Raw genomic sequence first — 24,617 nt, forward strand, 5'->3', positions numbered from 1 at the left:
GGGATGGCAGCGCATCCGTTAACGCCCGGGGTGACGGTGATCTTCACCCGGCACCTTGGCCCGTTCAAGTGGGTTCTGTGGCGGATGCTGAACCTTGGCGATGCGGCGCAGCGGTCAGCCGCCCTGGATCGGTGCCGCCGGCAGGCCGAGAATGAGTAGGTCCATCGGTGTGCCGTCGGGCATCTGCGATCCGGCGACCGGTCGCCACCCGGCGCGGGCGTACATGCGTCGCGCCGGTGCGAGCGGGTTCGATGCGAGGGTCGCCACCCGCTCCGGTCGATCGGCGAGAAGCCGCCGCATCAGCCCAGCGCCGACACCCTCACCGCGGCGGGTTGGGTGCACCAGCCATTCCATCACCGCGAACTTGTCGACGTCGCGCAGGTCGTCGGGTGGTTCCTGGTCGGCGCGACCCCACCACCTGCCGGCGGGCATCGTCCACCCGTAGGCGGCCCCGATCAGCGTTGAGGCGTGTTCGGCGGCGACCAGCGTGAACCCGGGTCGAGCGGCCTCGTCGGGGAGCCCGTCACGGAACCGAGCCACCTGCTCCGGACCTTCCTCGTACGGGGGTTCCGCGTACACGACCGCGTACAAGTCGGTCAGGGCGGGGAACAGGGGTGCGGCGGACGGGCCGGTGTGGGCGGTGAACGTGACGGCCATCCGCCGATCGTAGAACCCGGCTCACCCGGGGGTGGGGTGCTGGTGGGGCGCCCACACGTACACCCACGGTGGCCCTGTTCCGGCGACCGGTTCCAGTTCGTACACACCGTCCATGTCGGCGTCGAGGAGTTCGCCTCCGTACTCAACCCACAGCCACGATTGGTCGATGAGCGGGGGCGGTACTCCGTCGTCGTCGAGGGGCACCAGCAGGTCACGCCCGTCGACCGGTCCGCCGACCGCCGGCACTTCGGTGCGCTCCCACATGCTGCGATCATCAGCCGCCTACCGGTGGGGGTGGGTGCGTTTCGTGAAGATCGCGTTCAGGCGGTGACCCGGTCGGTGAGTTCCCCGAACGCCGGCCGGCGCCGCTCCGACGCGGGTACCGCATCAACGACTTGCCGGGCCACCGACCGCAGCAGGTGGTTGTGCTGCTCCACGGGCAGTCCGTCGAGCAGGTCGGCGGCCAGGCGCAGTCCGTCGGGGATGTGCCCGCCCCGGATGAGCCGCGCCGCCTGGTGCAGTTGAACTTGGGCTCGCAGGCGGGCTTGCGACCGGGGGTACAACTCCAACGCCCGATCCTGCGCCTGCTCGGCGTCACCCAGCCGGCCGGCGTGCGTGTACACCCACGACTCGGTGTGCCGCAGCCGATGTTCGGGCCACCCCCACAGTGATTCCACATCGCCCACCACGGCGGCGGGCAGCCGGCCGGCGACGTCGGCGAGTTGCCGCACCGTGTCCACCGCCTCGGTGTGCCGACCGGCCAGGGACAGGGCTTGCGCCCGTCCGGCGAGCAGCCCGCACGCCGCCGACGTGGCCTGCCCGCCCAGCAGCGGCAGCACCTCATCGGACAGGGCCACCACCGCACCAGGGGGCCGCCCGTCGTAGCAGCCGTTCACCACATCCCACGCCCTGACAAGCACCTGAGTGTCCGCGTCCCCGGACTCGTCCGCGACCCGCTGCGCTGTCTGCCACCACCGGCGACCGAGCACTGTTTGCCCGGACGCCACCAACCCCAACGCGACGATCACGGACAGGCGGCCAGCGGCCCGCAACAGGCGGGGCCGGTGGGTGCCCGTGTCGGCGGCGATCTGATGCTGCAACACGGTCAGGTCGGCGTTGAGCTGGGACATGAGCAGGTGGTGGGGTTGGGCGTAGTAGCCGTGCCCGTAGTCGGCGACGATCTGCTCCCACTCGTCCACATCGCTGCCCACGGCGGCGCCCAACCCGTGGCGCAACGCTTCCAACCCGACCAGGGGTGCGACGGCGGGTGCGGCGGCCAACCCGGCCATGGCTGCGAGCATGGTTCGTCTGTGCATGTCCGTGTGGCCTGCCCGCTCGTTTCGGTACGCCTCAATCAGCGCACCGCCAGCGTTCAATTCACGGTCACAGGCAGTTGCCATCGCCTCGGTGGGGGGACGGATGCCGCGTTCCACCTGTGAGATGTGGCTGAACTGGAAGTTGATGAGCGCGTCGAGCTGCCGCAGGGACAGCCCGGCTGTTTCGCGGTGCCGTCTGAGTGTCTGCCCGAATCTGCCCATTTTCGCCCCCCAGCGTGTGTGCAGGAGTGTGTGCACACACGCCACTCCTGCCGTTTCCCCAGCGTATCGGCAATCCTGAACTTGTCAGTACATGTGCTGACCGAATGGCGCACTGGCTCGCAGCCGGGACGGCGGGGGCTGGTGTTGCCGACCTTCGGTGTGGCGGCCGGTTGGACCCCCAGCCTGACCGGCCGCCACCCCACCCACCTTGGGGGCGACGTGGATCAGTGGCGGTTGCACAACGGTCGGGCGGTGCGCGGTGACACCACACCAGCAGACAGCGCCGACGACCACGGGTTGAGTGTGCTGGATGGGCGGCACGACTTCGCGGTGGGTGTGTCCCGCGTCAACCGGATCCGCCCCAACCAGCCCCGCCAGTCTCGGTGGGCGCGGCGGTGATCGCCGAAGCGGATGTGCCGCGCGGAACGTGCCTGCGCTTGCCTGCCGCTGCGATTGACCCCAACCCGACCGGCCGTGATGAGGTGGTGTGGGCGGTCGCCGTGTACAGGGACGCCGCCGCAGGTTGGGCGCAACTTCAGGCGCACGCGTGCGGGCCGGATGGTGACTGCGCGGCCGGCTGGTGTTTTGAGGCCCGGGTGTTGGTGTCGGCGATCCGCGCGAACGTGGACGGTGCCCGGTGAGCCGCATGGATGAGCCCACCGACCCGGCGTTCGTCGCGCACATCGCCCGGCAGGTGATCGACAGTCATGAGCGCGGTCAGCGGTGTCAACGGTGCACTGATGTTGGCTGCACGGAGCCCGGGTGGGCACAGACGATGTTGCGGGAGATGGCTGCGGCGTCGGGGGAGCGGCGGGTACTGATCGCTGATGGACGTCCGGCGGAAACCCGATCCGCTGGCGAAGTTGAGGGAGCCAAAGCATGATCACCGAAGCGTGGGCGAAGTCGACGTTCTCCGGCCCGAACTGCGACAACTGCGTCGAGTGCCGGCTGAACGGCGACGGCAACATTGAGGTGCGGGACAGCAAGAACCCGGGCGGGCCGGTGTTGGTGTTCACCCCCGGCGAGTGGGTGGCGTTCGGCGCGGGTAGCAAGGCTGGCGAGTTCGACATGCCGGGCACTGTCTGATCTTTCCTCCCACCCGAACGGAACCGGCCCGGACTCTTCCCCCGTTGAGTCCGGGCCGGTTCTGTGCTGCCGGGTTACTCGGCCGTCTTGCTGCCGCTCCGCTTGGAGGGCTGGGCTTCGCCGAGGATGACGCGGACCTGCTGGATGGTCTTGTATCCGGAGCGTTCACGGATGTCGTTTTGGGTGGTGCCGGTGGCGCGTTCGGCGATCATCGCGGCGTGGAGTGGGGCTTTGAGTTCAGCGAGGTCGCGCAGGAGTTGTTTGTGGCGTTGGCCGAGGTCGTCGAGGTCGCTCATGGGTTGATGCTAGCGGTAGCACTAGCGCGATAAATCAGCCGTTCGGATGAGTGCTAGTGCTTGTGCTGGTACTAGCGCTAGCAGTAGGCTAGTGGCACAAGGGACAGCGAAGCAGGGGAGACGGACATGACCTACACGGTGCGCATCGAGATCGAGTCGGCCAAGGGCATCAAGCGGCGCACCGTCCGCAATGCCACCACCGAACACATCACGCACCTGCGGAACTGGGCGCGGACCAACACCCCGGCCGGCGCGAGCGCCACCGTCACCGTCAACTGACACCCACCGGGGGGCCGGGCAACCGGCCCCCACCCCCACCCCGCCCCACCCCCACCCCGCCCCAACGCCAGAGGAGCCGACATGCAAGCCACCGCCGCCGCGCTCACCATCGGCACCCGTCGCATCGCCGTTGCCGGCGGCTACCGGCACATCGGGGTGCTCCGTGCGGGCCGAGAAATCGTCGCCGAGTGTCCCACGAGCACACCAACCGGGACATGGGCAGCCGGCGCAACGGCACCTCCGCCACCGACTGCATCCGTTACATCGCCCGCGCTGCCGCGAAGCTCCACACTCACCCGGCCATCCGGCAGGGCCTCGTGCAGGCGCAGCGCGACGCCTGGCAGAGCCTCACGCGTGGCCCCTTCGCCACCTCTGCTGACAGCATCACCCGGGCTCGGCTTGAGTGCGGCGAGCGTGCTGACGCCCTCGACGTGGTTATCGGTCAACTCGCTGATGTGCTCGGCAGCAACTCACACCGAGCAGACCGCGACCGCTTCGCCCGCTGAGCTTCGTTTCCGCAGGTCACGGGTATAACCCCACCGTGGATCGTGAGCATTGGCGGGCGCTCGCGGCACGACACGGACGCTGCGACAGCGAGCCTCGCCGATGCCGCGACTGCGCCGCCCACTGGCCATGCTGGTACCGGCTGCGCGCCGAAGCTGAGCTGCGCCCAGCAGCCGTCACCCCCTGAACGACAGAAAGAAGCCGCCCCCGCATCTCCGGCCCGCACCAGGGGGGCGCGTGGAGATGTGGGGGCGGCCAGTGGCGTCGCCTGCTGGGGAGGAAGGCGGGACGCCAGATCAGGGGAAGTGCGTCAGACGACGTCGCTCCCGGTGGGGCCCGGAACCACCACACCGTCGATGGTGCGCGGGTCGGACTTCGGGGTGGACTGCGGGCGGATCACCAGCGCGGTCAGCAGGGCAACCGACGCGGCGGCAATGGAACCCACCTGCGCCTGGTTGAGGGAGAATCCGTACGCGGCGGCCAGCGTCGCGCCCGTGGTGATCACACCCACCAGCAGGGTCGGGGCGACCGGGCGGACCTTCGCCGCGATCCACACCGCAGCCAGGGCGGTCAGGAACGCCTCCACCGCGCCGGCCTGCTTGGCGGTGAGGAAGTCGAACCCGAACGCCACCAAAACGGCGGCAACGGAAACGACACCACCGATCAGGACTGCGGGCTCGCGGCCGAGGATGGTGCCCTTGGTGGGCGTTGAGACGTCGGACATGACCCCTCCCGGGGTGATCTTGGATGTAAAGGAAACCGCCCGAAGCTTTAAATCGGGTCGGCGGAATGAAAGTCGCCCTACGATCAGCGGCGTGGCAGGCGACGGGGATCAGGTGCAGCCGTGGTTGCTGTCTGGCCTGCGACGGGTCCGCCGCTGGCAGCACGGGCACACCTCAGGCTCCGACTCCCGCCACGTCACCCTCGGGTTGATGGCCGACGGCCGCTGGCTGGTTGAGCACACCGACATCCGGGTCGGCTCGCACGCCTACCGCAGCCGGGAACGCGCCGAACAGGAAGCCGCCAACCACATGCGGGCCTGCGACTGGCAGGAAGTACCCGCCGCGCTCGACGCCAACGGGCACGCCGAAGGGTGGGTTAGGCGCGGCAACACGTGGATGCGCGACGAAGGCATCGGGGCCGGCTAGCAGGACTGCGACGGGGGAGGCGGCACCGGGTTCTGCTTCCGAGCGTCATCGTTGCGGGCGCGAGTCTCGTTGTTCGCCACCCGGGCGGCAGCGGACTCCGCCCGAACCTGCGCAACCTCCGCCCGCACCTTCAACAAGTCACGGAACGCCGCCTGCGTGGCCGCCTCATCACGGCGGGCCATCGCCAACAACACCCGGTCCAACGCGTCATCAGCCCGCGCCGACGCCGCCCGGTCCCGTTCGTTGACCCTCCGGTCCGCCTCATCAACCGCGCGGTCTTCACCCGCTGCGGTGGCACGCGCCGCCGTCGACCGGGCTGACGCGTCCGCGTACTGGGCGAGACACCCCGACACCCGGGCGTACCCGAACACCAACGCGCCGATGAGGAGCGCGTACACGACCATCCCGGCGGTGATCACACGCACCGACCCGGGTGTGCCCAGCCACGTCCACACCCGCCGGGGGGCGATAGCGTCCGGCACGGTCATCGGGGTTCTCCTTGTTCTCGGCTGTAGTAGTAGGCGCGGCGGGCAAGCCGACCGGCACCCCAGTAGATGACTCCGCTGCCAACGGCAAGGAGCACGTACAGGACGGGGCTCACGGCGCGGACTCCGACGGTTGCGGCGGGACAGGCGGTGATGGTTCCACAGGTGGTCCTGTACCCGCTGACGTGCGCATCCACGGCGTGTACAGGGCCGAATATGGCGCGAGGGGGATCCCCCAGAACCAGAACGGCGGCAGCGATTCGAGGACTTTCGCGCCGGAGAGGAACAGTTGTGTCACGGCCGCGCCCGCGTAGATCACCCATATCGCCAGCACGAGGATCATGATGAGGTCGCGGACCTGTTCGGGCCGACTGCGGGCGGTGCTCACGCTGGCCCCCGTGTGTGTTGTTGGGTCAGGCGGTGAGGCGTCGGGCGAGTTCGTCGGCGACCTGCTTGGCCATTGCCGCCGGGATCGCGGCGGCGATCTTCTCCGGGGTCAGCGACGCCAACACGCCCTGGACGATGGCGGGCTCGTCGGTGAAGTCCCGGCCGGCGAGCGCGGTCAGCGCGGTTTGCAACGCGGTGAGTTGCTTGCCGAGGGACTTGAGCGTCGGCGTCTCCGGCACGTACTTCGCGTCCGTGGCGTCCTCGCCCGTCGACATGCGGGTGTAGATCTGCCCGATCGGGTTGCGGCCGTCCAGCACTGTGAGGTTCTTGTGGACGGCGGCCAGCCAGTTGTGTTCCTCGGGGGTCATCTCGTCGCCCTCCGTGCTGGTGGTCGGGGCCTTGATCAGGCCGATGGATTGCAGGTAGCGGCGGAACAGCGCCGTCTGGTCGCGCCCGGCCTTGATGGCGTCGCGGAAGTAGCTGATGTGCGTGTGCCGGCGGTGCGAGCTGTCGCCGGTCGACCGCTTGCCGAGCCGGTCCCACCGCTTCACCGTGCTGCCGTCGGGGCTGTAGATGACCTCCCGGATGTCCCGGGTGTCAGGGCTGTTCGCCTTGCACTGGGCGACCAGCCAGATGCTGAACGACGCCAACGTGTGCCGCTTGCCTGCCACCGACACGGCGAAGTCGCCAATGTCCAAGCCGGCGGCGAGCTCACTCAGCCCGGCCTTATCCCGGGGCGACTCTGACACTGAGTAGCCGGTAGAGCGCTGCTCCGGCTTGCCGAGGTGATACGAGTCGCCCTGCTTCTGGTGGGCGGTGTCGCCCACCACGCCGACCTCGGCGGGCTGAAGCCCGTGAGAGCCGAGGTGGTCAAGCAGCAGCTTGCGCGCCCCGAGGAGCGTTGCGGGTGCCTTTGTCATGCATGCTCCCATCTCGATTTGCTTCATAGCGGCGCTGATTGATGACCTTGCACTTGCGGCACTGCCGGCTCTTTCGCCCACCAGCCTTGAGCTGGAAGTACGTGTTCTCCGGCGTGAACTCGTGGCCGTTCTTGCAGTGCGTCACCTCGACCGCCGGCTGAGGGACGTACCGGCGACGGTTGGCTTCCCGGTTGCAAGCCCTGCACCCGGGGCGTCCGGAGGCATAGCGATTCGTGGCACGCCTGTGTCCGCTCGGGCAGTGCGTCCTATGGTTCCTGCCCTGCCGCCTCACGTTCTCCGCGTGGGTCACCGGCTCCAAGTGGTCCGGGAACACGCATCTGCGGTTCAGGCAGAGGTGGTCAAGCTCAAGACCGTCAGGGACAGGGCCGACCAAGGCAGTCCACGCATAGCGATGGCTGCTCACCGTGCGGCTGCCCGTGTTGAAGGTTCCGTATCCGGCCGCATCGGCGCTGGCGGTCCATTCCCAACAAGCGCCGTCCGCGTTCACCTTTGCCCAGAACCGCTGCTCTGGTGAAAGGCGAGGGCGGACGTTGATGAGTCCGCGCCGACGCTGAGGCTCGTAGTGCGGCTTGCACATGTCGCGGCAGTCGCGCGGCTGGTTGCACTCCGGCAGGCAGCAGGTAGCATCGCCCATCGCGGGCACCTCCTAGATAGGTGTTCCGTCAGGCCCCGGGCGACTGCAATCGCGCCGGGGCCGCCTAATTATCGCAGTTCAGAGCGCCTTCCGCACCTCTGTGGACCCCCCACCACGCCGACCTCACCCGGGTCCAGGTCGTCTGGGCCAGGGGCGTTGTCCAGGTGGGTGAGGAGCAGGTTGCGGACAGCCAGCAGGTTCGCGGGTGCGCGGGTCACGGGAAAATCACCACCGACAGGCTGGTGTGCTGCGCGTTCAGCTTGATCTGCCCTGTTGCGCTCGCCGCCGCCGCCCGCAGCTTGAACGTGTGATTACCCGACCCTGACAACACCACCGTCATGGACCCGGACGTGGTGCCCCGCGAGTTCGCCTGAACCGCCAGGTTGCCCGGCCCCCACACCGACTGCGGAAACGCCTGATCCACCCCGTCCACCATCACGTTGACGACCGCCAGCAGGGACGCGGTGCCGGCGGAAGTGAGCACACAGTCCGCCGTCCACGTCAGCAACGCGACCGCGCTCGCCCGGGGAACGTTCTTGGTGATCGTGCAGCCGGACAGGTCGGTGGTGGTGGTCGTCAACGTGTACTGGCTGGACAGGGTGGCGGTCGCCTGAATGGGCTGCTTCGCCAACAGCAGCGCCTCAACAGCCTCCGCCAGTTGTTGACCCAACACAGGGCCGTTCGGGGCGTCGCCGGTCGTCTGATAGGGCAAACCGTAAACGCTGGTGGTGCCGGACATGCGCGCCTCCTGTCACAGGTGGTACGGGGTCGCTACCGTCAGTCCCGACACCAGGTCAGGGGGTGACAGTGAGGCGGATCGTTGGCTCAGGTGTGATAGCGGCGGCGCTCACCGCGGCGGCTGTGGTCGCGTGGGTGAACGTCCTCGCCGGGCCGCCAGCCAAGGGCGGCACCGCACTGGTGGTGGTGTACGCCCCGCCAACCATCGAAATCGACGACCGTGTTGGCCTCACCCACGCTGAGGTGGCCGCCGAGGTTGGGCGGCTCGTCAACGACCAGCGGGGGTGGCGCGCCGACATGGACCTGTTCACGCTGCGGGTCGTGCAACCCGGTGTTGGGGGCACCACCCGCATGGACAGCACCGGTTACATCGGCATGGCCCACTTCAACGCGCGGATCGCACTGGTCACCGTGGAAGCGTGGACGGTCCTGGGTTCAAGGTTCGCCGCCGTCGGGGGCACCCTCGAAGATCAGCGGACCTGGATTGTGTTGCACGAACTGGGGCACATGCTCGGCCACCGTGAGCACACCGACTGCCCTGCCCCCGGCCAGCCGGCGCCGGTGATGCGCGGCACCAACTGGAAGTTGGGTGGCTGCGCGTACAACGTGTGGCCGAACCCCTGATCAGAGGGGGAAGACCACGATCACCCGGTCGGAGAAGTCGGCGGTGGCCCCGTTCTGCGCCCCGTACTTCATGGTGAACGTGGTGGCACCCGGGTTGAGCCCGTCGAGGTAGAACGTGGCCCCGAACTGGTCGATGCGGTAGGTGCTGGGTGCGCCGACACTGGACACCATGTTGATGGACCGTTGCCCTGAGGTGGCAATGGTGTTGGCGCCTGAGGCGACGAACGACGCCTTGCATCCACCGATGGACCCCGCGGTTGCGTAGCCCATCTGTGAACTGAGGATCACTAGGCATTTTCCGGTGGCCCGGATTGTCACCGTCGCCGACGGACCAGGCGTGGCCAGGTCTGTGTAGGTGCCGGAGGTGGTGCTTTGCTGGGTGTTGATGACGGCGGATGCGATGCCACTGGACACCTGCGACAGCAACGACTCGGCGGCGGGGGTGCCGGGGGTGGTGGCCCGCCCGAGGATCATCCACGAACTGGCTGCCGCCCCGGTGGTCAGGATGCCAACCACATCGTCGGGGGCGAGTTGGAGGGCGTCGTTGTTGGTGTTGAGGATCGTCAGGTTCTCCACCAACGTCCCATCGACCTCAACGGTGTTCTCCGCGTTCGTCGGATTCCACGCACGAACGATGCCCTGTCGGTAGCCGAGGGTCGCGGCCGGCTGGGCGGCGAACAGGGGTGTCAGGTCGTCGGTGGGGTACGTCATCAGAGCCCCCGGATCAACACGGTGGTCAGTTCCCGGGTCGACGCTTTCAGTGGTGCGTCCGACGTCAAAGGGATGGTCAACCGGTCAATGGTGTGCGTCTCCGACCGTCCCGGGTACGCCACCCGCACCGGGTCGCCCGGTTCCAACGCCGGGTTGGGGACGGCAGTGAAGTCCACCGCGTACGGCAGGCCCAGTTCCTTTGACAGCATGTTCCTGGCCGCGTCCCACGCCTGGTTGTAGGTGGTGATCAGGGGTGAGCTGTAAAACTTGGGTACCCGGCCGAACGGCCCACCCCAACGGGTGGGTGACTGGCTGCCGCTGTCGAACGCGACCGCCCGCACGGGTGCCGCCCTGTCCGCACCCTCGCCCGTCACCACGACCGCGTTGTAGACGCCCTCCCGGGTCAGTCGGCGGCCCAGCGACACGAGCACACCGTCCTGCCCGGCGTTGACCTCCCACACGGGTGCGGTGGCATCCGCTGGCGTGCGGACCACCAGGACGCCGCGGTGGTCCCACCACCAGGACTTCCCGGCCGTCGTTACGAGTTCGTCGCATGCGGCGTGGCGGTCCTGCTCGACGATGATCTGCCGGCCGATTGCCCCATCACGGACCGCCGGTTCGTCCCACTCGATGGTCGCCCACGGGTAGATTTCGGTGACCAGCGCGGCCAGCATTGCCCCGCGGGTGGTCGGGGCTGGGAATGCTCGGGCTCCCGGCAGCCGTCCTTCGATGATCCCGGACATCCGGTCGCGGCCGGACAGTCGGATGGGCCCGTCAGGGGCGTCGTCCTGCTCGGAAGTCTCAATGCGATGAAACCCGAGGGACACCCATTCGGTGACCCCGTTGCCGTACGCGATGCCCCGGCGGACGAACACTTCGTTGCCGTACGGGGCGAGAAGCGAACCGGAACCGGTGGGCCACATGTTGGTGCCGTCGGTGGTCAACTCCAGGGTTGACCGGACGTCGGCGGTGCCGTCGAGCTGCACATCCCCGTCAAGGATGACGAGCTGTGTGCCGTCAGGGTCAACGCCGGTTTGCCCGGGGGTGACCACGCGGGCGTCGAACACAGCCCTGTGAGAGCCGCGGACGGTGGCGAGAAAGGCGTCAGTTACCGGGCGCATGATCCCACCCCCGGCCTGCTGAGGTTGGCACCGACCCGGCAGGGTCAGGAAACAACGACCTCGGTGCCGTCGCCGATGAGTTCTTGCAGATCAGTCCACGACGGGTGCGCGGCCATCACCTCAGCCCACGTGGCGTACGTGTTGAGGACCGTCTGCCATGTGCCGGTGGACCCCACCACGTCAGGGCCGGGTGCGGCGACCTCCGTCATTGGTGTGGAGAAAACCCGCCACACCAGTTCCGCCGTGGGCGGTGTCGCTTCCCGGGTGTCGCCCACAGTCACGTACCCGCCCGGCACGGCGGAGATCCGCCCGGCGTTGACGGGCACATGAACGAGCAGGATGTCCCCGGCGGCCAGCAGGGAATCCAGGTCGGTGCGTTCCTGCTCGTCGTAGGTGTTGACGTCCAACGTCCACTGCCGGGAGCTGCGCACGTCGGTGACCGCCACCGGCATGGTGCGGCCTTTCACGTCGAACACCCCGGCGCGGGAACGGCGGGACACGTCCGAGAAGTCCCGCACCACCACAGCCCTGTTCAGGAATGGGCGGGCGATCGACTTCAACCACACCGTGTCCAAAGCTGGGACGATCGACCCGGTGAACGCCGCCGCGAGCGGTGACGTGACCACGAAACTGTCGACGGTGATCGTGACCGCGCCGTTGGTGTTGCCCGATTCCAGGCGGGTCAACACCCCAGCTTGGGTGCCCACGGTGATGTCCGGGTCCGTCATGGTGGCCTGCCAGTCGGGCACAAAGTTGCCCTGGAAGGCGAGCGCCCGCACCGTGGAACCCTGCCAGTTCACCCGGATCTGCCACCGGAACGCCGTGTTGTTGGTGCCCACCGGCACAAGACTGACGGGGAAGGTGAGCGTCCCGCCGACACGTTTGCCGAGGGACAGTTTCACCGAACCGTCGGTGCCGAAGGTGAGATGCGCGGCGTAGTAGTCACCGAGGCCGGTCGCGCGCACCGGCACCCACACGGTGATCGGCGCGACGGTGGGTGTGACTGGGACGTTCACGTCAACGCGGAGGGTGCCGGAGGTGACGCCCACATCCACCAGTGAGGTGAGGAGGGTTCCGGGGCCGGTCTGGAGGTGTTGGGCGACCCCGCCAGGAACGGCGTAGTTCGCGCCAACGCCACCCGAGTGGACCCACGTGCCGCCCCACCCGCCGGTCACGGTGCGGCTGAACGTGTCCCACCAGGTGGGGCCCACAACCCGGTAGTGGTTGGTGACGTTGGGGGAGAATTCGTAGTCGTCCACCTGCACCGTGCCGGCGACCGGTGTGAGCTGTGAGCCGCCCCGCACGGTCGCCCAGCGGATCAGGTCGGTGGACCGTTGCACCGTCCACGGTTCCGAGTCGAGCAGGCCCGTCGCGGTCAACCGGACCCGCGACAACACAGGGTCGTAGTACAGGGGACCGGTGGGGATGACGGGTGGGGTTCCGCCGCCTGCGGGAATCGGCACAGGTTCACCCCTGTTCGGTTAGCGGGGCAGGATGGCGGTGGCGATTTGGTCGGCGATCCACCCGTGGCCTTTGTCGCTGTAGTGCACTTCGTCGGCGTACAGACCGAGGGTGGTTGCCTCCGAGGTGCCCTGATCAGGCATCCGCGCCCGCAGGTTCAGGGTGGCCACGTCCGGGTCGGCGGCGGCGATGGCGTCGATCTGTGCCAGGTAGTCGGCCCACACCTGCGGGTCGGCGGTGCCCCGCTTCGGCATTTGCACCAGCAGCACCGAGCCTGCGAATCCGGCGGTGCGGGCGGCGGAGATCAGCGTTTCCACGCCGGTGCGGAACGCTGCGACGCTGGTGCCGGAGGTGGAGTCGTTGGCACCCCACGGCATGATCAGCAACCCTTTGCCCTCCACGGCGGTGAAAGCTGTTTGCCACACCGTGCTGCCGGTGAACGTCGCGAGGGTCGCGCCGTGCCGGGATGCGTCAACAACCCGCACACCCGACGACTCGTCCCCGTTGTAGGTCATCAGACCCTCCGGGTAGACGGGTCCGGGGCTGGTCACCGTGGACGCGGCACGAGCAACCACCACCGTGTGCGCACCCACGGTCAGCGCACCGGAGTCCCAGATGAGTTGCCCGCTGACCACCGAGGCGTTGACACCGTCCACGACCGTTTCGGCGCCACCGTTCAACTTGATCGAGTACTTGCCGACCGACGCGCCCTTCGTGCCGAACAGGCGCGCCCGGGTGCCAGTGAACGTGAACGTCACCGACTCGCCGGTGATGACAGCGGCAGCGCGGATACCCAACCCGTACGAGGCGGTGGTCACCCCAGCTGTCACCGTGCGCGGGTAGTCACCCGGCAAAGGGCTCAGGCGCGGCGACGCGGAAATGTACGCCGTCGTCGCCCCCGCAACCCCCGACGGTTGGAACCGTGCCCGCAACTCCAACTGCAACACCTGCTGCCAGCGGCGCCGCAGCGCGGTCACCCCTGATCCTTCGGAGTTGCTGTCACCGATGACCACCACTGAGGCGATGGATTCGTGGCGGGCGGCCAGAGCCCCGTACCACTTGCGCAGCGACCGGTTGTGGCCCGCCCCATCCACCGCAGCGGTGAGGGCGTCCAAGCGGCGGTTGTTGTCCGCGTCCACCGGAAACAGGGGGCCGTCGCCGACGCGCACCCACAGCTTGTCGAGCCCGTCGGGGAACCAGAACAGTTGAAGTTGCCCGTTTCCGTCGGTGGTGACCTGTGAGGCGAGGATGACCGCGCCCGGGGTTTCCGACCCGTCGTAGGTGCGAATGTCGGCGAGGAGGGTGCCCGCGCTGTCCGTGTACGCGACGGCGTTGGCGTTGGCCGCCGGTGCACCTGATGGTAGGTAGGCGTAGCGGGTGCCCCCGTCGGGGCCGAGGAGGCGTGCCATCTATACCCTCCCCGCCCCGGCTCCGAGCTTCCGCTTCAACTGCCGGTTGTTGCCGCTGATCTCCGTGCGCACCACCCGCACCACCTCGTCGCCGATGTAGATGGGGATTTCCACGGGGATCACGGGTCCGCTGTCCTGCGGTGCGGTTGCGGCGGCAACACCGATGCTGCCGGGGTTGCCGGTCAGCCAGCGCTTGGGGACGACGTCCATGCCGTACCACTCCATGGCCCGCCGGCCGATGCTGATGGACCGGTCCCGGTTCCCAACCTTGGGGATGAACGCCTCGCCCTGCGTTTCGGGTTCGGCGATCATGTACCGGCCGGGGGAGCGGGGCCCGAACATGGCTGCCTCGCGCAACACACCGGTGGCGGCTTTCATGTAGCCGCCTTCGTGGACCCCACCCCACCGGTCTTTGAGCAGGGTGCCGCCGGGAACCTTGAAGTCACCCTTGCTGGTCCAACGGACAGTGCCGGAGATGTAGACGTGCTTGTCTTTCAGGTCGTTGATCTTCGCTTTGAGGGCGTTGACAGCCGCCGTCGCCTCACCAGTGGACGCCCAAAACGGCACCGTCTTCGACGGCGGCACGTTACGCACGGCGAAGTTGAAATCCTCCGCCTGCCTCGTCGCAGTCGTCGCACCCGGCGCCGACACCTCCGTCTGCTTCACCGGCGGCATCTGCGCGTACGTCGCCAACAATGTGGCAATCTCGGCGTCGGTCAGGTTCGTCTGATCCAGGGTCCTGCGCAGCGCCGCAATGTACGAGTCGTACGCGGCATTCGCGACCTCAATCGACCCGGTTTCGTCGTACTTCTTCTGCGCCGCGGACGCGGCAGCCTGCGCGGCCTGCCCCACAGCGATCCGGTTCTCCAACGCCGCCCGGGAGTTACCGGTGACCACATCCTTGTTGTCCTTGAACGCCTGCGTCACCTGATCGATGGCGTCCTTAGCCGCCAACGCCGACTCATCCGACGACAGTTGCGCCCCGTTCAGAACCTCCCACGCCCGCGTGTACGACCCCATGGTGGTGATGGCGTCCTGCATCGACCCGGACAGCAGTTTCTGCTGCACGGCCGCACCACCGGCGGCCTGCTCGGCGTCCTGCAACGCCTGCGCATACCCGGGAAACAGTTTGATCAACTCGTCGGCGTTCATGCCCGACTCGGAGAGCACCCGGTTCCACACCTCAAACGACGCCGTCTTACCCGACGTTTCCACCAGCCGCGCCAACGACTCATCCAACGCTTTGATGTCGTCGGCGTGAGACGAAAACGAGGACCCGAACACGCCTTCGCGGATGTCCCGCAGCAGCGGGATCGACCCTTCAAGCTTCTGGTTGAACTTCTCATACCAACCGGTCGCGCCAGCGGCGGCCATCCCGATGCCGTCGAGGTCATCGCCGAAAATCCGCTGCGCTTCCCCGGTCGCCTTGCCGCTCACCGCCAGTTCCTGAAGCGACTTCGACAGCCGGTCCACGTCGGCGGCGTCCCGGCGGAACCCGGACAGCACAGCGGAGGCGACCTGCAACGCGGCGAAGACCGCCACCGCCTTCCCCGCGGCCTTCGCCGACGATTCGAGTCCCCGGGCGGCACGCTGCCCGGCGGGACCTGCGTCGTTGAGGCGGCCGGTCAACCCGCCGACAGCGGTTTGGGCTTTCCCGAACGCAATGAACAGCCGCCCGGCGAGCAGCACCAAAGCGGCACCGGCGAGCAGCACCGCCTGGATGGGATCGGGCAGCAAACCGAACACCTGCGCCAAACCGCCGACGATCTGAGCGCCCATTTTCAACACGTCGAAGAACAGGGCAACAGCGGCGGCAGTACCAGGGTCGGCGAGGGTTTCCCCCAGCGTTTCCCCGAGCACCACCAGCACATCAACCACCCCGGCGATGGCGGCGTTGCCGGTGCGGATGATCCCTTCCACGGACTGCATGTTGTGGGCTTCGGCGTTGAAACGGGCGAGCGCGTCGGCCATGTCCCGCAGCAGGGTCGACCCGGACTGCATGCCGCCGATCCGCCCGATCAGGGTGAAGATTTCCCGACCGATGTCAAGCAGCGCGTCGGCTTGCTCCGCGGCGTCCTGGAAGAACCGGTCCAACTGTCCGGTGCGGGCGGTGCGGTCAATCCACGCGTTGAACTGGTCGCCGTATTCGAGGATCCCGTCACCCCAGGCGTTGACCGCCGGGACGGACGAGGTGAACAGCAACCCCAGCGAACGTCCTGTGGGGGCGATACGGGAGTTGACCCGGTCGAAGAACCCGTCTGCGGTGTCGAACGCCGCATCGAGACCGGTCAGGAAACCGGGGTCGCGGCCCAACGCGGCGACCTCACGGAAGGTGGTGTTCCAGGTGGTGCCGAACCGGATGACCTGGGTGCGGGCGAACGGCAACGCCACCGACGCCAGGTCGTTGATCTCCTGGTCCAACCCGGCGAACACGGTGTCTTGGGCAAGGTTCCGCAACCCCATCAGGGCGTGGCGTTGCGCTCCCAGCGAGGTGACGAACTTTTGCCCGCTGCGGGACAGTTTCAGGTATGGGTCGCGGTCGTCGGCGAACGTTTCTTTGATCGCATCACCCAAGCCGGCGGTGGCCAGCTTGACGGTGCCGATGGACGCAGCCGAACCAGCGGCGAGGGTGGGGATGGCACCGAGGCCGCCGCCGATCGCCGCCAACAGTGGTGGGATGCCTTGCAGCGACACGGCGGCGGCACCGGCAACGGCTGGGATGGACGCCAGCCCCTGCCATGGGGCTGCCGCGCCCGCACCGAGGAGTCCGCCGCCGAGGATCCCGGCGACCTTCCCGAGCCCACCCTGGGCGCCCTTCTCGAAGCCGTCACCGAAACCCTTACCGGATTCCTGCCCGGCCTTGACGAACCTGCCGCGCGAGTCCCGGAGTTTCCCGTCCGCACCCCTGACGATGCCGTCGCCCAACTGGCGGCCAGATTTCTCCCCGACCGCGCCCAGCCCGGCGACCTCACGTTGCGCGGCGACCGCTTCTTTCTTGACGTTGCGGACCTCGTCGGCACCGGAACGCATGTCCCGCTTGAAGCGGACGAGTTCGGCGACGAACTGCACGCTGATGCGACGCACCCCGCCACCTCCAACCGCTCAGATGGCGTTCTTCGGCTTGGGCGAACCCCGGCGCACCCGAACCACCCGGGGAATCAACGCCCGCTTGTCGTCCGGGTCCTGCTCGTGCAGGCGCATCGCCGTGGTGACAGCGCATTCGGCGGGGGTGATTGGCCAGTAAATCCACTGCGCCCGGGGGTTGTTCCGGTCGGCGTCCTTCGACTGGCACACGTCGGACGGCCCACCGCAGTGCGGGCACACGTCCGTTTCGTATTCGGCGAGGGCCAACATCCAGGCGCGTTCCTGCTCATCCCACGCCGACTCCACCCATTCGGTGGAGCGGATGACACGCCCGGCGTCGTCGTACTCGTAGTCGGTGACCCGGTCGGGGGTCCAGCCGTCGAACTCGCGGAGGCTCAGCCCGAGCCGCCTCGCAGCTTCAACCCTCGCTAGGAGGGCTGGGTCAGCCGTGAGGCGGCGAACGAGTTTGGGACATCAACCTTGCGCACGTTCAGGGCGAGGGCCGTGTTCTGTAGCTGGGCGAACTGCCACTCGGTCAGCTTGCCGTCCTCGACGGGCTCGCCGGCCTTCTCCGAGCGGGAACGCTCGTCGTCGTTGTCACCCAGCAGTTCCCGCCACGTCTCGTCGTCGAGGTCGTCGGGGCTGTACGTGCACGTCCGGATGAGCGCTTCCATGAAGGTGTCGACGTTGTAGCCCAGTTGTGCGTCTTCGTTGTTGTCCTTGCGCGGCGGGTGTTGCTTGAGGAGGGCGTCCCAGCCTTTGCGGCCGAGGGCCCGCATCCGGAACACGATGGTGTCGGCGCGCATCTGGTCCTGCACGGCGGTGATCTGATCGGCGATGGCCTGCACGGCACCAGTGCTGTTCAGCCGCTTGTCCTTGGCGGCGGCCACCTCCGCGTCAGCCAACTGCCGGTGGAGGTCTTCCCACTCGGCTTGCAGGTCACCGCGCAGGCAAATGTCAACGGTGCGTTCGGGTAGCTTCGCCGCCTGCAACCGGTCCTTCGTGCTCGGCGGCGGAGGCGCCGTCTTGGCGGTGCGGGTCACGACAGTCCCTCCACCACGCGCACGATCGCGTCCGGCAGGTCGAGGCGCAGATTCGACGGCAGCAACTCGACTTCAACCAGTGGGCGGCTTCCTTCCCACCGCACGTAGACCCCCTTCTCCTTGATGGCGGGGCCGATGTCGACCCCATCCACGAAGAGGTGGTATTCACCGCTAGCAACGCCTGCTTCGAGCACAACTTTCGACATGGTCAGCCCTTTTCCTGTCAGCCCTTGGACACGGTTAGGAGGCGGTGTGGGCTAAGGGCTGTAAGCCCACACCGCCAGCTCAGGGGGTTGCGAAGGTTAGGCGACGACGACGGCGTCCTGCACGACCGGGCCGGTAATAAACGGCTTCTGGTTCACCGTCAACACCGCGTTCCCCGTGCCTGGGTTCTTCGTCCGCCAGCCCATCTTCGCCGGGTACACATCCACCTTGTCGCCGGGCGCGATCGCCTGGTCGTAGGGCACACCGATGCGGGCCACGAAGAAACCCGTGGTCAGGCGGGTCAACGCCAGGTACAACTCGTTGTCGGCCGGGGAGTCCGGGTTGTGGACGTAGCTGACCGCGAGGGTGTGTTGGAGGCGGCCGGGCTGCTCGTAGTCCGACGTCGAGCACAGCCGCTGATCGGTGACAACCTGCTCATCGGTGGACGGGGTCCACCCCTCGGCAGTGAGGTAGCACGACGCATCGACCACGGAGGGGGCGGTGAGTTCGGCGACGGTCGGGTTCTCGGGGTCGGCGAGGGCGGGCGCCCACCAGACGGCTTGATTACCGTCAGCCGGCACCGAACTGGGCATCGTCACAGGGGTTACTCCTTCGGTGCGCTGGTGTCAGCCGGCGCGTCGGCCGGGGTGCTGGGGGTCTTGCGGCGGGTGCGCCCACCATCGGCAGGGGCATCCGGGCTCTCGGCTTCGGCGTTCGGCGGCTGCCCGTCGTTGCGGGGGATGAACGCCTCACCGCCGTCGCCCGGTACGCCATCGCAGAGCCGGGCGGGGGTGGCGGCCTGGCCGTCCTTCCCCACGAACGGCTTCGCAGGGCGGGGCCCTACGCGAGGCCCCTCAATGTCTGGCCACCGCTCCGGATCGTTCACCGGTTCCACACCACGACGGTGTTCCAGCGAGCGGGCTTCCACGTCGAAAAGGTGCCCGGTTTGGGTGTCACGCACCCTGATCCACTTCGGCATGACAGCCCCCTTACCGCTTCACGACGATGCGGGTGACGGTCGTCGTCGACGACCACGTCAGGTGCGCCAGCCGGTCCGCCGGATCCCGGTACACGTCCAGCAGCGGGATCTCCCACAACTGGCCTGCGGGGATGGTGAACACCTTGTCCGGTGCGGCCACCCCGTACGAGGTGTTGCCGGGCACAGCGATCGTCACCGTCATCGATGACCCGGAGCCGTTGTTGACCAGCAGCCTGTAGCCGGGGCCGCACTTCGCGGTGTCGCTCGCCGCAGCCGCAGTGAGGTTCAGGTTCAGGCCCTCGTAGGAGGGTGTTCGGACGGGGATCTCAGCCATCAGGGCTCCGCGATGAGTGCAGGGTGAATAGGGCGAACGTGAAAAACGGGGCGTGGCCGTCGGGGGTGCGGGCCTGCTCATCCCGCTGGGGTTGAGGCGGACCCGCCGCTTCCGCGTTGTGGGTGATGACGGAACAAGCCCGGCCGGGAATGGTGGGGCGCCTGCGGTGCAACAGCGCTGACGCCCGATCCAAGGCGGTGATCGCCTCGCGGGGGTCCTGGCCCACCGCCGTGATCTGGGTGACGGTGGTGACCTCACCGCCGTACCCGTTCAACGTGACCGCGGGTCGGGTGGCGGGCGGCGGCCACAGGATCAGGTGCGGGTACTCAAGCGGGCCGTTCTTCTCGGTGACCTGACCGATGTGCAACTGGTACGGCAGCGGTTCGAGCAGGGCCGCCAACCCTTCGGCGTGCGCCCAACCGACGTCGGTGTCAGCCATCCAGCACCTGCCCCGCCAGCATCTCGGCGGCGGCGTAGAACTGGGGTTCCACCACATCGGCGGCAGGATTCAGGAACGGCTGCGGGGCCATCCGCGACGTGCCGTGCTCCAGGAAATGGGCGTACGAGGCGGTTGGTCCCGTCTCGCCGGTGATGACCGCCGAACCCGGCCCGCCGTCGAAGTCTGACGAGATCGACGAGCGGAGGTGGCCGGTGAGCACCGGCGCGCGGGCTTTAGCAAGGTGCTCCGTCCGCAGCGTTGCCGACCGCACCAGATCGTGGGCGTCCCGGCCGAGCTTGTCCCCGGCGCCGTCCATGTCGTCGGCTAGGCCGTCGAAGTCGTCCACGGCGCACCCCCCTGCTATCGGGTGGTGGGCTGCCTCAACTGGCAGGTGAGGTCCCGCTGCCACGAAATGGAGCTACCCGACACGGCGGTCACTGACAGGGTCCGTTCGACAAGGTCAGGGTTCGTGGTGGTGGCGGTGATGGTCACAAGGTCGTTGGCCTGGTACACCACCGTGCCGACCGAAAGGGTGACCCGCACATCGGCGAGGGGTGTGGTGGTGTCAGCGACCACGGGTTGCCCTGCCGGCGACAGGTACTGGTAGCGGCACGGCCCCACGTACAGCAGCACCGGCGGCGGGTACACGTTCTTGCCCGCCTCGTCGTCCCACACCGCCTGCGTGGCCGGGCGTTCAACCCGACACGTGGCGGTGGCCTGCCGGTCCGCGACTGGCCGATGGTGCTGCTCGAAGCGCGGGTGGATCAGGCGGGTGTTCGGCAGCGGCACCACATCACCCCCGCTCAGAGGTAGCTGTCACCCCATGGGACAGGCGCCGGGAACGAGTAGAGGGGCAGTAGGGCTTGCGTGGGGTCGAGGCCCCCATCCGAACGATCCTTCGCTGCCTGCTCCCGCAGCGCTTTCGCCTGCGCGCGCAGCTCGGCGGCCACGGCGGGTCCGTCGGTGGACAAGTCCTGGGTGGTGATCTTCTTGGAGATCAGCACCTCAGACCGGGAGATGATCTCTAAGGCGGACGCTGCCGCCAGCTTGACGACGTGGCCTTCCATCGCCAGCAGCGCCGACAGTTGCTCATCGGTGAACAACTGGTCGGCCGGCACGTCGGACGTGTCCGTGATCAGCAGCCGCAGCATGCCAACCGGTTGGGTCAGGTCGTTGCTGAAAATCAGCTCGTCGCCACCTGCGGGAACCGGCACGACAGCCCTCCCTACACGGGGGTGACGGTGATGTCGTCGAACTGGATGGGTTGGGCGACGTTCGCGTCCCTGCCCAGCTCGATGCGCAACTGCATGGTGGCTGGGTGCAGGGTGGTGTTCCACCACACCTTCTGCCACGCGTTCAGCGCTGAGGGTGTGAACGACCGTGTTTCGTCGTACCGGGCGGAGTTGGTGTTGTCGACCAGCCGCATGGTCCCAGTGGCGGGCAGTGCCCCGGTTGCCCGGATCCACGCCTCCACGCGGAACGTGCCGCCCTGCGACCCGGTGTACGTGAGCGCGGACGTGATCTGTTGAAGCTTCGACGTGCCCGAGGTGGTGAACTCGACGAAGTTCGCGCCCGTGTGCCCGGTCGTGGTCCGCAGCGACACCCCGGCGCCGTGGTTCCAGCCGGTCCAGAACGCCGCGTAGTCCGGGTCGAACGAGCTGTTGCCCAGCAGGTTGAGCTTGCGGGAGTGGTTGGGGTCGGCGGCAATCAACCCGGTGGCGGTCATGATGTCGAACTCCCCGGCGTCCCGCTTGGTCGCCAGCCAGTCCAGAACGCCGGTCAACGCCGACAGGCTCATGTAGCCGTTGAGGCCGATGTACCCGGGGTGCAGCATCAGTTGGATGCCCGACCCGTACGCCAACGCTTGGGTGACGGTGGACTGCACCGCCGCCTGCGACATCAGCTCGATGGTCAAGTGGTTGAGGCCGTGGTACGACCGGTGTGGCATCGACCGCCACGTGCTGCCGAGGCTGTACCCCTCACTGAACGGGTACGTCTGGGCGATCAGCCTGCCGGCCAAGCCGGCGAGGTGGTCGTTGGTTTCCAGCCGCCACGACGGGTCCGTGGGCTCCAAGCCCGGGACCTGCCAGCCCCACACCTTGATGTCCTGCGCCTCGATCTCCTGCTTGGAGGTGACGATTTCCTCCACCAGCCGCGCCGGGGTGGCCGCGTCAGCGTGCGTCGCCGAATGCGACCACACCTCCAAACCCTGCCGGCACATGGCCCGCAGATCAGCCCACGTGGTGCCCGTTGACAGGCTGTCACCGGTGGGCCACCGGGACACCACACCCACCGTGGCGGGCATGCCCCGCGCGACCAGCAGCGGCCAAATGGTGTTCTTGAGGTTCGTCAAATGGTGATCGAAGCGGATGCTGACGACGGGTTTGCCGCCCGTCCCGATCGACCCACCTTTGGCCTGCAACGCCACACCGGTCAGGTTCGTGCCGGCGACCTCGATCGGCGCGGCGGCGGCGGCCTGCACATCCGCGATCGCCGTGGTGAGGGTGCCCTGCACCAGGCTGATCGCCGTCTGCTGCGCCGTCGACACCGGCTTCGCCGAGTCGGGGGTGTTGTTCACATTGCCGAGGCCAAGGTTGGTGCGGGCGGTCGCCGCGTTGGGCAGATCGGCGAGGTTCGCCGACTTCGCCGGAACGTCCGCGATGGCCGTGGCCACCTGCCCCACCACACCACCCACCTGCGCGGCCAGCGATGACACCCGGGCGTCCGTGCCTGCCCGCAGCTCCGTCACCGGGCCACCGCTGACCGCCGTGTACACCACATCCAGCCCGTCCGGGTACTGGAACAACGGGATCCGGGAGTACTCGTCGATGGTGACCGTGGCCGTGGGGATTGGCTCCCCATCCACGGTCAACACATCCGCCGGGATGGTGCACGCCTTGTTCTGCCACAACGGCACCAACAGGCCCTGCGCTCGGGCTCGCCCGTCACGCAGGTACACCAACCGCATCGCCTCGTCAGGCCCGATAAGCCGCGCCATACCTACACCCCGCTCCGACTAGATGTAGGTGATGACCTGGACGATGCCGGGAGCCCCGTCGCCGCCCTTGCCTGAGTTGTTGCCGTTCAGCGACGCACCACCACCGGCACCGGCAGCCCCGTACAGGCCGCCGTTGCCACCGGCGCCGGCCGCAGCGGTGATGGACGCAGCACCGCCGCCACCACCACCACCGGGCAGGGGTGTGCCAGCCGGGACGGACCCGCCGGCCAGGGCGACTGCACCGCCAACAACCTGACCGCCACGGTTCACCGCACCGGCAGCGGAGGCGAACACGATCTGGTTCGCGCCGCCGCCGTTCGAGGCCACATCGGCGGTGCTGATGCCGCCACCGCCGGGGCCGCCGGACGGCCCGTATGAGGGGTTACCGGACGACACGCCCACACCGGTGCCACCAGCGGAACCGGCGGCGTTGAGGCCGGAGAAGTTGCCGCCAGCGGTACCACCAGCAGTGGTGCCACCACCCCCACCGAGACCGCCGTACGCGGTCACGAACCCGGTGAACACACTGTGCCCACCGTTGGAGCCGTTCTGGCCGCCGCTGTCGTCAACAGTGACCGCCGGCCCACCAGCACCACCAGCGCCGATCGCCACCGCAACAGTGGCCGGGAGCGACGACGCGGGCAGGAACACCGCAGGCAGCATGTTGCCGGACGACCCGCCCCCGCCACCACCACGGTTCGTGGTCGCCGCACCGCGCCGGCCAGAACCGCCACCGCCACCACCGCCGATCGCGATGATCTGCACCATCTTCGCCCCGGCAGGCTTCGTCCACGTCCCATCGGCGGTGAACGTCTGCACATCCGGTGCCCCAGCAGCCGCCGCTGCGGCGACCGCCTGGTTGATCGCGGTGACCTGCGGACCCGATGCCGGCTTCGCCGAGTCGGCGGTGTTGTCGACGTTGCCCAAACCAAGGTTCGCGCGGGCTGTCGACGAGTTCGCCAAGTCACCCAAGTTCGCCGACTTCTGCGCCGCCCCCACAATCCGCGAGTCGTTGCCGGCTGCGACCGTCCCGTTGGCGGTGCCCACAGCACGCAGGGCGGCGTCACCCAAGCCGGTGATCGTCGTGTACGACTGGGTTCCGGTGTGCGACGACCGGTCCAACGACGCCGCGACAACCTCACTGAGGGTGTCCATCCGGTCGTCGGTGCGCGCGTACAGCGGGACGATCGGGCCGCCGTTGATGGACGTGTACACCACGTCCACGCCCTCCGGGTACTGGAACAGGGGGATGCGGGAATGGACGTCCACAATCAGCGTCGACTCGGGGATGTCATCACCGGTCATGGTGAGCACATCGGCGGGAACCGACCCGCCCTCGTCGGCGAACAACGGCACCGGGTAGCCGCGGGCCTTCGCGCGACCGTCTTGCAGGTACACGACGCGGTACGCCTCATCCGGCCCGGTGAGCCGCGACGACGCGCCTGACGGGTTGCCTCCAGCGGGCACGGGCATGGTGGGACTCACTTTCGGGGCATGGTGGGATGGCCGCGCGGTGA

The 24,617-nt window shown here is 68.1% G+C and carries 34 protein-coding genes; 7 read left to right on the plus strand and 27 right to left on the minus strand.

Annotated elements, in window-relative coordinates:
- Positions 1–114: 114 nt before the first annotated feature.
- From AB0K35_RS27910 to AB0K35_RS27920, 3 genes are read right to left on the minus strand one after another with little or no spacing between them, the layout of a single operon-like run.
- Positions 115–657, minus strand: coding sequence for a GNAT family N-acetyltransferase (locus AB0K35_RS27910; RefSeq protein ID WP_363888944.1), 543 nt, complete (start codon positions 655–657; stop codon positions 115–117).
- Positions 658–678: 21 nt separating this feature from the next.
- Positions 679–921 carry a hypothetical protein gene (locus tag AB0K35_RS27915; protein ID WP_363888947.1) on the minus strand — a complete coding sequence of 81 codons (243 nt, stop codon included), beginning with the start codon at positions 919–921 and terminating at the stop codon, positions 679–681.
- 56 nt (positions 922–977) lie between these two features.
- A complete protein-coding gene (locus tag AB0K35_RS27920; protein ID WP_363888949.1) occupies positions 978–2,195 on the minus strand; it encodes a helix-turn-helix transcriptional regulator in 1,218 nt (405 codons plus the stop codon).
- Between the two features lie 141 nt (positions 2,196–2,336).
- Here AB0K35_RS27920 and AB0K35_RS27925 point away from each other — a divergent pair, with 141 nt between their 5' ends.
- The 3 genes from AB0K35_RS27925 (at position 2,337) to AB0K35_RS27935 (ending at position 3,281) form a co-directional block, all read left to right on the plus strand.
- Positions 2,337–2,594 (plus strand): hypothetical protein, encoded by a 258-nt coding sequence (locus tag AB0K35_RS27925; RefSeq protein ID WP_363888951.1) that lies wholly within the window; start codon positions 2,337–2,339, stop codon positions 2,592–2,594.
- Positions 2,591–2,836 (plus strand): hypothetical protein, encoded by a 246-nt coding sequence (locus AB0K35_RS27930; protein WP_363888954.1) that lies wholly within the window; start codon positions 2,591–2,593, stop codon positions 2,834–2,836. Before AB0K35_RS27925 ends, AB0K35_RS27930 begins: the two co-directional genes overlap by 4 nt.
- A 238-nt stretch (positions 2,837–3,074) precedes the next feature.
- The gene (locus AB0K35_RS27935; RefSeq protein WP_363888957.1) at positions 3,075–3,281 is read left to right on the plus strand and encodes a DUF397 domain-containing protein; all 207 of its coding nucleotides are present in this window, start codon (positions 3,075–3,077) and stop codon (positions 3,279–3,281) included.
- A 74-nt stretch (positions 3,282–3,355) separates the two neighbouring features.
- Here AB0K35_RS27935 and AB0K35_RS27940 read toward each other — a convergent pair whose 3' ends face one another.
- Positions 3,356–3,577, minus strand: a complete 222-nt coding sequence (locus AB0K35_RS27940; protein ID WP_363888960.1) for a hypothetical protein — start codon at positions 3,575–3,577, stop codon at positions 3,356–3,358.
- Positions 3,578–3,703: 126 nt separating this feature from the next.
- On the opposite strand from AB0K35_RS27940, the gene AB0K35_RS27945 reads away from it, so the two are divergent.
- Together AB0K35_RS27945 and AB0K35_RS27950 are read left to right on the plus strand one after the other, a co-directional pair.
- A complete protein-coding gene (locus tag AB0K35_RS27945) occupies positions 3,704–3,856 on the plus strand; it encodes a hypothetical protein (protein ID WP_238670248.1) in 153 nt (50 codons plus the stop codon).
- Positions 3,857–4,044: 188 nt separating this feature from the next.
- Positions 4,045–4,362 (plus strand): hypothetical protein, encoded by a 318-nt coding sequence (locus tag AB0K35_RS27950; RefSeq protein WP_363888962.1) that lies wholly within the window; start codon positions 4,045–4,047, stop codon positions 4,360–4,362.
- Between the two features lie 308 nt (positions 4,363–4,670).
- On the opposite strand, the gene AB0K35_RS27955 is transcribed toward AB0K35_RS27950, so the two are convergent.
- Positions 4,671–5,084, minus strand: coding sequence for a hypothetical protein (locus AB0K35_RS27955; protein ID WP_363888965.1), 414 nt, complete (start codon positions 5,082–5,084; stop codon positions 4,671–4,673).
- A 91-nt stretch (positions 5,085–5,175) separates the two neighbouring features.
- On the opposite strand from AB0K35_RS27955, the gene AB0K35_RS27960 reads away from it, so the two are divergent.
- On the plus strand, positions 5,176–5,508 hold the full coding sequence (locus AB0K35_RS27960) for a hypothetical protein (protein ID WP_363888968.1): 333 nt from the start codon (positions 5,176–5,178) through the stop codon (positions 5,506–5,508).
- On the opposite strand, the gene AB0K35_RS27965 is transcribed toward AB0K35_RS27960, so the two are convergent.
- From AB0K35_RS27965 to AB0K35_RS27985, 5 genes are all read right to left on the minus strand, one after another.
- The gene (locus AB0K35_RS27965; RefSeq protein WP_363888971.1) at positions 5,505–5,996 is read right to left on the minus strand and encodes a hypothetical protein; all 492 of its coding nucleotides are present in this window, start codon (positions 5,994–5,996) and stop codon (positions 5,505–5,507) included. The genes AB0K35_RS27960 and AB0K35_RS27965 overlap by 4 nt on opposite strands.
- A 109-nt stretch (positions 5,997–6,105) precedes the next feature.
- Complete coding sequence (locus tag AB0K35_RS27970; RefSeq protein ID WP_363888974.1) at positions 6,106–6,381, minus strand: hypothetical protein; 276 nt, start codon at positions 6,379–6,381, stop codon at positions 6,106–6,108.
- A gap of 25 nt (positions 6,382–6,406) precedes the next feature.
- Positions 6,407–7,300: a hypothetical protein gene (locus AB0K35_RS27975; RefSeq protein WP_363888977.1), complete on the minus strand. Its 894-nt coding sequence runs from the start codon at positions 7,298–7,300 to the stop codon at positions 6,407–6,409.
- Positions 7,251–7,955: an HNH endonuclease signature motif containing protein gene (locus AB0K35_RS27980; protein WP_363888980.1), complete on the minus strand. Its 705-nt coding sequence runs from the start codon at positions 7,953–7,955 to the stop codon at positions 7,251–7,253. Before AB0K35_RS27980 ends, AB0K35_RS27975 begins: the two co-directional genes overlap by 50 nt.
- 214 nt (positions 7,956–8,169) lie before the next feature.
- Positions 8,170–8,694, minus strand: coding sequence for a hypothetical protein (locus AB0K35_RS27985; RefSeq protein ID WP_363888983.1), 525 nt, complete (start codon positions 8,692–8,694; stop codon positions 8,170–8,172).
- Between the two features lie 68 nt (positions 8,695–8,762).
- Between AB0K35_RS27985 and AB0K35_RS27990 the strand changes: the two genes are divergently transcribed.
- Positions 8,763–9,317 (plus strand): DUF3152 domain-containing protein, encoded by a 555-nt coding sequence (locus tag AB0K35_RS27990; protein ID WP_363888986.1) that lies wholly within the window; start codon positions 8,763–8,765, stop codon positions 9,315–9,317.
- Here the strand turns inward: AB0K35_RS27990 and AB0K35_RS27995 are convergent, their stop codons facing one another.
- The 17 genes from AB0K35_RS27995 to AB0K35_RS28075 form a co-directional block, all read right to left on the minus strand.
- Positions 9,318–10,028 (minus strand): hypothetical protein, encoded by a 711-nt coding sequence (locus tag AB0K35_RS27995; protein ID WP_363888989.1) that lies wholly within the window; start codon positions 10,026–10,028, stop codon positions 9,318–9,320.
- Positions 10,028–11,149: a DUF5047 domain-containing protein gene (locus AB0K35_RS28000; RefSeq protein ID WP_363888992.1), complete on the minus strand. Its 1,122-nt coding sequence runs from the start codon at positions 11,147–11,149 to the stop codon at positions 10,028–10,030. The genes AB0K35_RS27995 and AB0K35_RS28000 overlap by 1 nt, the downstream gene beginning before the upstream one ends.
- Positions 11,150–11,193: 44 nt before the next feature.
- The gene (locus tag AB0K35_RS28005; RefSeq protein ID WP_363888996.1) at positions 11,194–12,612 is read right to left on the minus strand and encodes a hypothetical protein; all 1,419 of its coding nucleotides are present in this window, start codon (positions 12,610–12,612) and stop codon (positions 11,194–11,196) included.
- Between the two features lie 18 nt (positions 12,613–12,630).
- The gene (locus tag AB0K35_RS28010) at positions 12,631–14,019 is read right to left on the minus strand and encodes an SGNH/GDSL hydrolase family protein (RefSeq protein WP_363888999.1); all 1,389 of its coding nucleotides are present in this window, start codon (positions 14,017–14,019) and stop codon (positions 12,631–12,633) included.
- Positions 14,020–16,713: a hypothetical protein gene (locus tag AB0K35_RS28015; RefSeq protein ID WP_363889001.1), complete on the minus strand. Its 2,694-nt coding sequence runs from the start codon at positions 16,711–16,713 to the stop codon at positions 14,020–14,022.
- A 408-nt stretch (positions 16,714–17,121) separates the two neighbouring features.
- Complete coding sequence (locus AB0K35_RS28020; RefSeq protein ID WP_363889004.1) at positions 17,122–17,409, minus strand: hypothetical protein; 288 nt, start codon at positions 17,407–17,409, stop codon at positions 17,122–17,124.
- Between the two features lie 122 nt (positions 17,410–17,531).
- On the minus strand, positions 17,532–18,146 hold the full coding sequence (locus AB0K35_RS28025) for a hypothetical protein (RefSeq protein WP_363889007.1): 615 nt from the start codon (positions 18,144–18,146) through the stop codon (positions 17,532–17,534).
- On the minus strand, positions 18,143–18,352 hold the full coding sequence (locus AB0K35_RS28030; protein ID WP_363889009.1) for a hypothetical protein: 210 nt from the start codon (positions 18,350–18,352) through the stop codon (positions 18,143–18,145). The genes AB0K35_RS28025 and AB0K35_RS28030 overlap by 4 nt, the downstream gene beginning before the upstream one ends.
- Before the next feature lie 96 nt (positions 18,353–18,448).
- Entirely contained in the window at positions 18,449–18,949 is a 501-nt protein-coding gene (locus AB0K35_RS28035; protein ID WP_363889011.1) for a hypothetical protein, read from the minus strand.
- Between the two features lie 5 nt (positions 18,950–18,954).
- Positions 18,955–19,167: a hypothetical protein gene (locus AB0K35_RS28040; RefSeq protein WP_363889014.1), complete on the minus strand. Its 213-nt coding sequence runs from the start codon at positions 19,165–19,167 to the stop codon at positions 18,955–18,957.
- A 172-nt stretch (positions 19,168–19,339) separates the two neighbouring features.
- Positions 19,340–19,663 (minus strand): hypothetical protein, encoded by a 324-nt coding sequence (locus AB0K35_RS28045; protein WP_363889017.1) that lies wholly within the window; start codon positions 19,661–19,663, stop codon positions 19,340–19,342.
- Complete coding sequence (locus AB0K35_RS28050) at positions 19,656–20,102, minus strand: hypothetical protein (RefSeq protein WP_363889019.1); 447 nt, start codon at positions 20,100–20,102, stop codon at positions 19,656–19,658. The genes AB0K35_RS28045 and AB0K35_RS28050 overlap by 8 nt, the downstream gene beginning before the upstream one ends.
- Positions 20,095–20,448, minus strand: coding sequence for an HK97-gp10 family putative phage morphogenesis protein (locus AB0K35_RS28055; RefSeq protein WP_363889021.1), 354 nt, complete (start codon positions 20,446–20,448; stop codon positions 20,095–20,097). The genes AB0K35_RS28050 and AB0K35_RS28055 overlap by 8 nt, the downstream gene beginning before the upstream one ends.
- Positions 20,449–20,462: 14 nt before the next feature.
- On the minus strand, positions 20,463–20,891 hold the full coding sequence (locus AB0K35_RS28060) for a DUF6093 family protein (RefSeq protein WP_363889024.1): 429 nt from the start codon (positions 20,889–20,891) through the stop codon (positions 20,463–20,465).
- 14 nt (positions 20,892–20,905) lie between these two features.
- Positions 20,906–21,316 carry a hypothetical protein gene (locus AB0K35_RS28065; RefSeq protein WP_363889026.1) on the minus strand — a complete coding sequence of 137 codons (411 nt, stop codon included), beginning with the start codon at positions 21,314–21,316 and terminating at the stop codon, positions 20,906–20,908.
- An 11-nt stretch (positions 21,317–21,327) separates the two neighbouring features.
- On the minus strand, positions 21,328–23,100 hold the full coding sequence (locus tag AB0K35_RS28070) for a polysaccharide deacetylase family protein (protein WP_363889029.1): 1,773 nt from the start codon (positions 23,098–23,100) through the stop codon (positions 21,328–21,330).
- A gap of 18 nt (positions 23,101–23,118) precedes the next feature.
- On the minus strand, positions 23,119–24,573 hold the full coding sequence (locus AB0K35_RS28075) for a glycine-rich domain-containing protein (RefSeq protein ID WP_363889031.1): 1,455 nt from the start codon (positions 24,571–24,573) through the stop codon (positions 23,119–23,121).
- Positions 24,574–24,617 lie beyond the last annotated feature (44 nt).

It is taken from the genome of Micromonospora sp. NPDC053740, from assembly GCF_040677775.1.
GTDB lineage: Bacteria > Actinomycetota > Actinomycetes > Mycobacteriales > Micromonosporaceae > Micromonospora > Micromonospora alfalfae.

What these genes read in the sequence shown, in the direction of transcription:
- AB0K35_RS28075 (WP_363889031.1), bottom strand. Translation starts at nt 24,573, where the DNA reads ATGCCCGTGCCCGCTGGAGGCAACCCGTCAGGCGCGTCGTCGCGGCTC.
- AB0K35_RS27965 (WP_363888971.1), bottom strand. Translation starts at nt 5,996, where the DNA reads ATGACCGTGCCGGACGCTATCGCCCCCCGGCGGGTGTGGACGTGGCTG.
- AB0K35_RS27920 (WP_363888949.1), bottom strand. Translation starts at nt 2,195, where the DNA reads ATGGGCAGATTCGGGCAGACACTCAGACGGCACCGCGAAACAGCCGGG.
- AB0K35_RS27935 (WP_363888957.1), top strand. Translation starts at nt 3,075, where the DNA reads ATGATCACCGAAGCGTGGGCGAAGTCGACGTTCTCCGGCCCGAACTGC.
- AB0K35_RS27995 (WP_363888989.1), bottom strand. Translation starts at nt 10,028, where the DNA reads ATGACGTACCCCACCGACGACCTGACACCCCTGTTCGCCGCCCAGCCG.
- AB0K35_RS28070 (WP_363889029.1), bottom strand. Translation starts at nt 23,100, where the DNA reads ATGGCGCGGCTTATCGGGCCTGACGAGGCGATGCGGTTGGTGTACCTG.
- AB0K35_RS27980 (WP_363888980.1), bottom strand. Translation starts at nt 7,955, where the DNA reads ATGGGCGATGCTACCTGCTGCCTGCCGGAGTGCAACCAGCCGCGCGAC.
- AB0K35_RS27945 (WP_238670248.1), top strand. Translation starts at nt 3,704, where the DNA reads ATGACCTACACGGTGCGCATCGAGATCGAGTCGGCCAAGGGCATCAAG.
- AB0K35_RS27985 (WP_363888983.1), bottom strand. Translation starts at nt 8,694, where the DNA reads ATGTCCGGCACCACCAGCGTTTACGGTTTGCCCTATCAGACGACCGGC.
- AB0K35_RS27910 (WP_363888944.1), bottom strand. Translation starts at nt 657, where the DNA reads ATGGCCGTCACGTTCACCGCCCACACCGGCCCGTCCGCCGCACCCCTG.
- AB0K35_RS28010 (WP_363888999.1), bottom strand. Translation starts at nt 14,019, where the DNA reads ATGGCACGCCTCCTCGGCCCCGACGGGGGCACCCGCTACGCCTACCTA.
- AB0K35_RS27975 (WP_363888977.1), bottom strand. Translation starts at nt 7,300, where the DNA reads ATGACAAAGGCACCCGCAACGCTCCTCGGGGCGCGCAAGCTGCTGCTT.
- AB0K35_RS27915 (WP_363888947.1), bottom strand. Translation starts at nt 921, where the DNA reads ATGTGGGAGCGCACCGAAGTGCCGGCGGTCGGCGGACCGGTCGACGGG.
- AB0K35_RS27940 (WP_363888960.1), bottom strand. Translation starts at nt 3,577, where the DNA reads ATGAGCGACCTCGACGACCTCGGCCAACGCCACAAACAACTCCTGCGC.
- AB0K35_RS28045 (WP_363889017.1), bottom strand. Translation starts at nt 19,663, where the DNA reads ATGGCTGAGATCCCCGTCCGAACACCCTCCTACGAGGGCCTGAACCTG.
- AB0K35_RS28000 (WP_363888992.1), bottom strand. Translation starts at nt 11,149, where the DNA reads ATGCGCCCGGTAACTGACGCCTTTCTCGCCACCGTCCGCGGCTCTCAC.
- AB0K35_RS27955 (WP_363888965.1), bottom strand. Translation starts at nt 5,084, where the DNA reads ATGTCCGACGTCTCAACGCCCACCAAGGGCACCATCCTCGGCCGCGAG.
- AB0K35_RS28050 (WP_363889019.1), bottom strand. Translation starts at nt 20,102, where the DNA reads ATGGCTGACACCGACGTCGGTTGGGCGCACGCCGAAGGGTTGGCGGCC.
- AB0K35_RS28030 (WP_363889009.1), bottom strand. Translation starts at nt 18,352, where the DNA reads ATGTCGAAAGTTGTGCTCGAAGCAGGCGTTGCTAGCGGTGAATACCAC.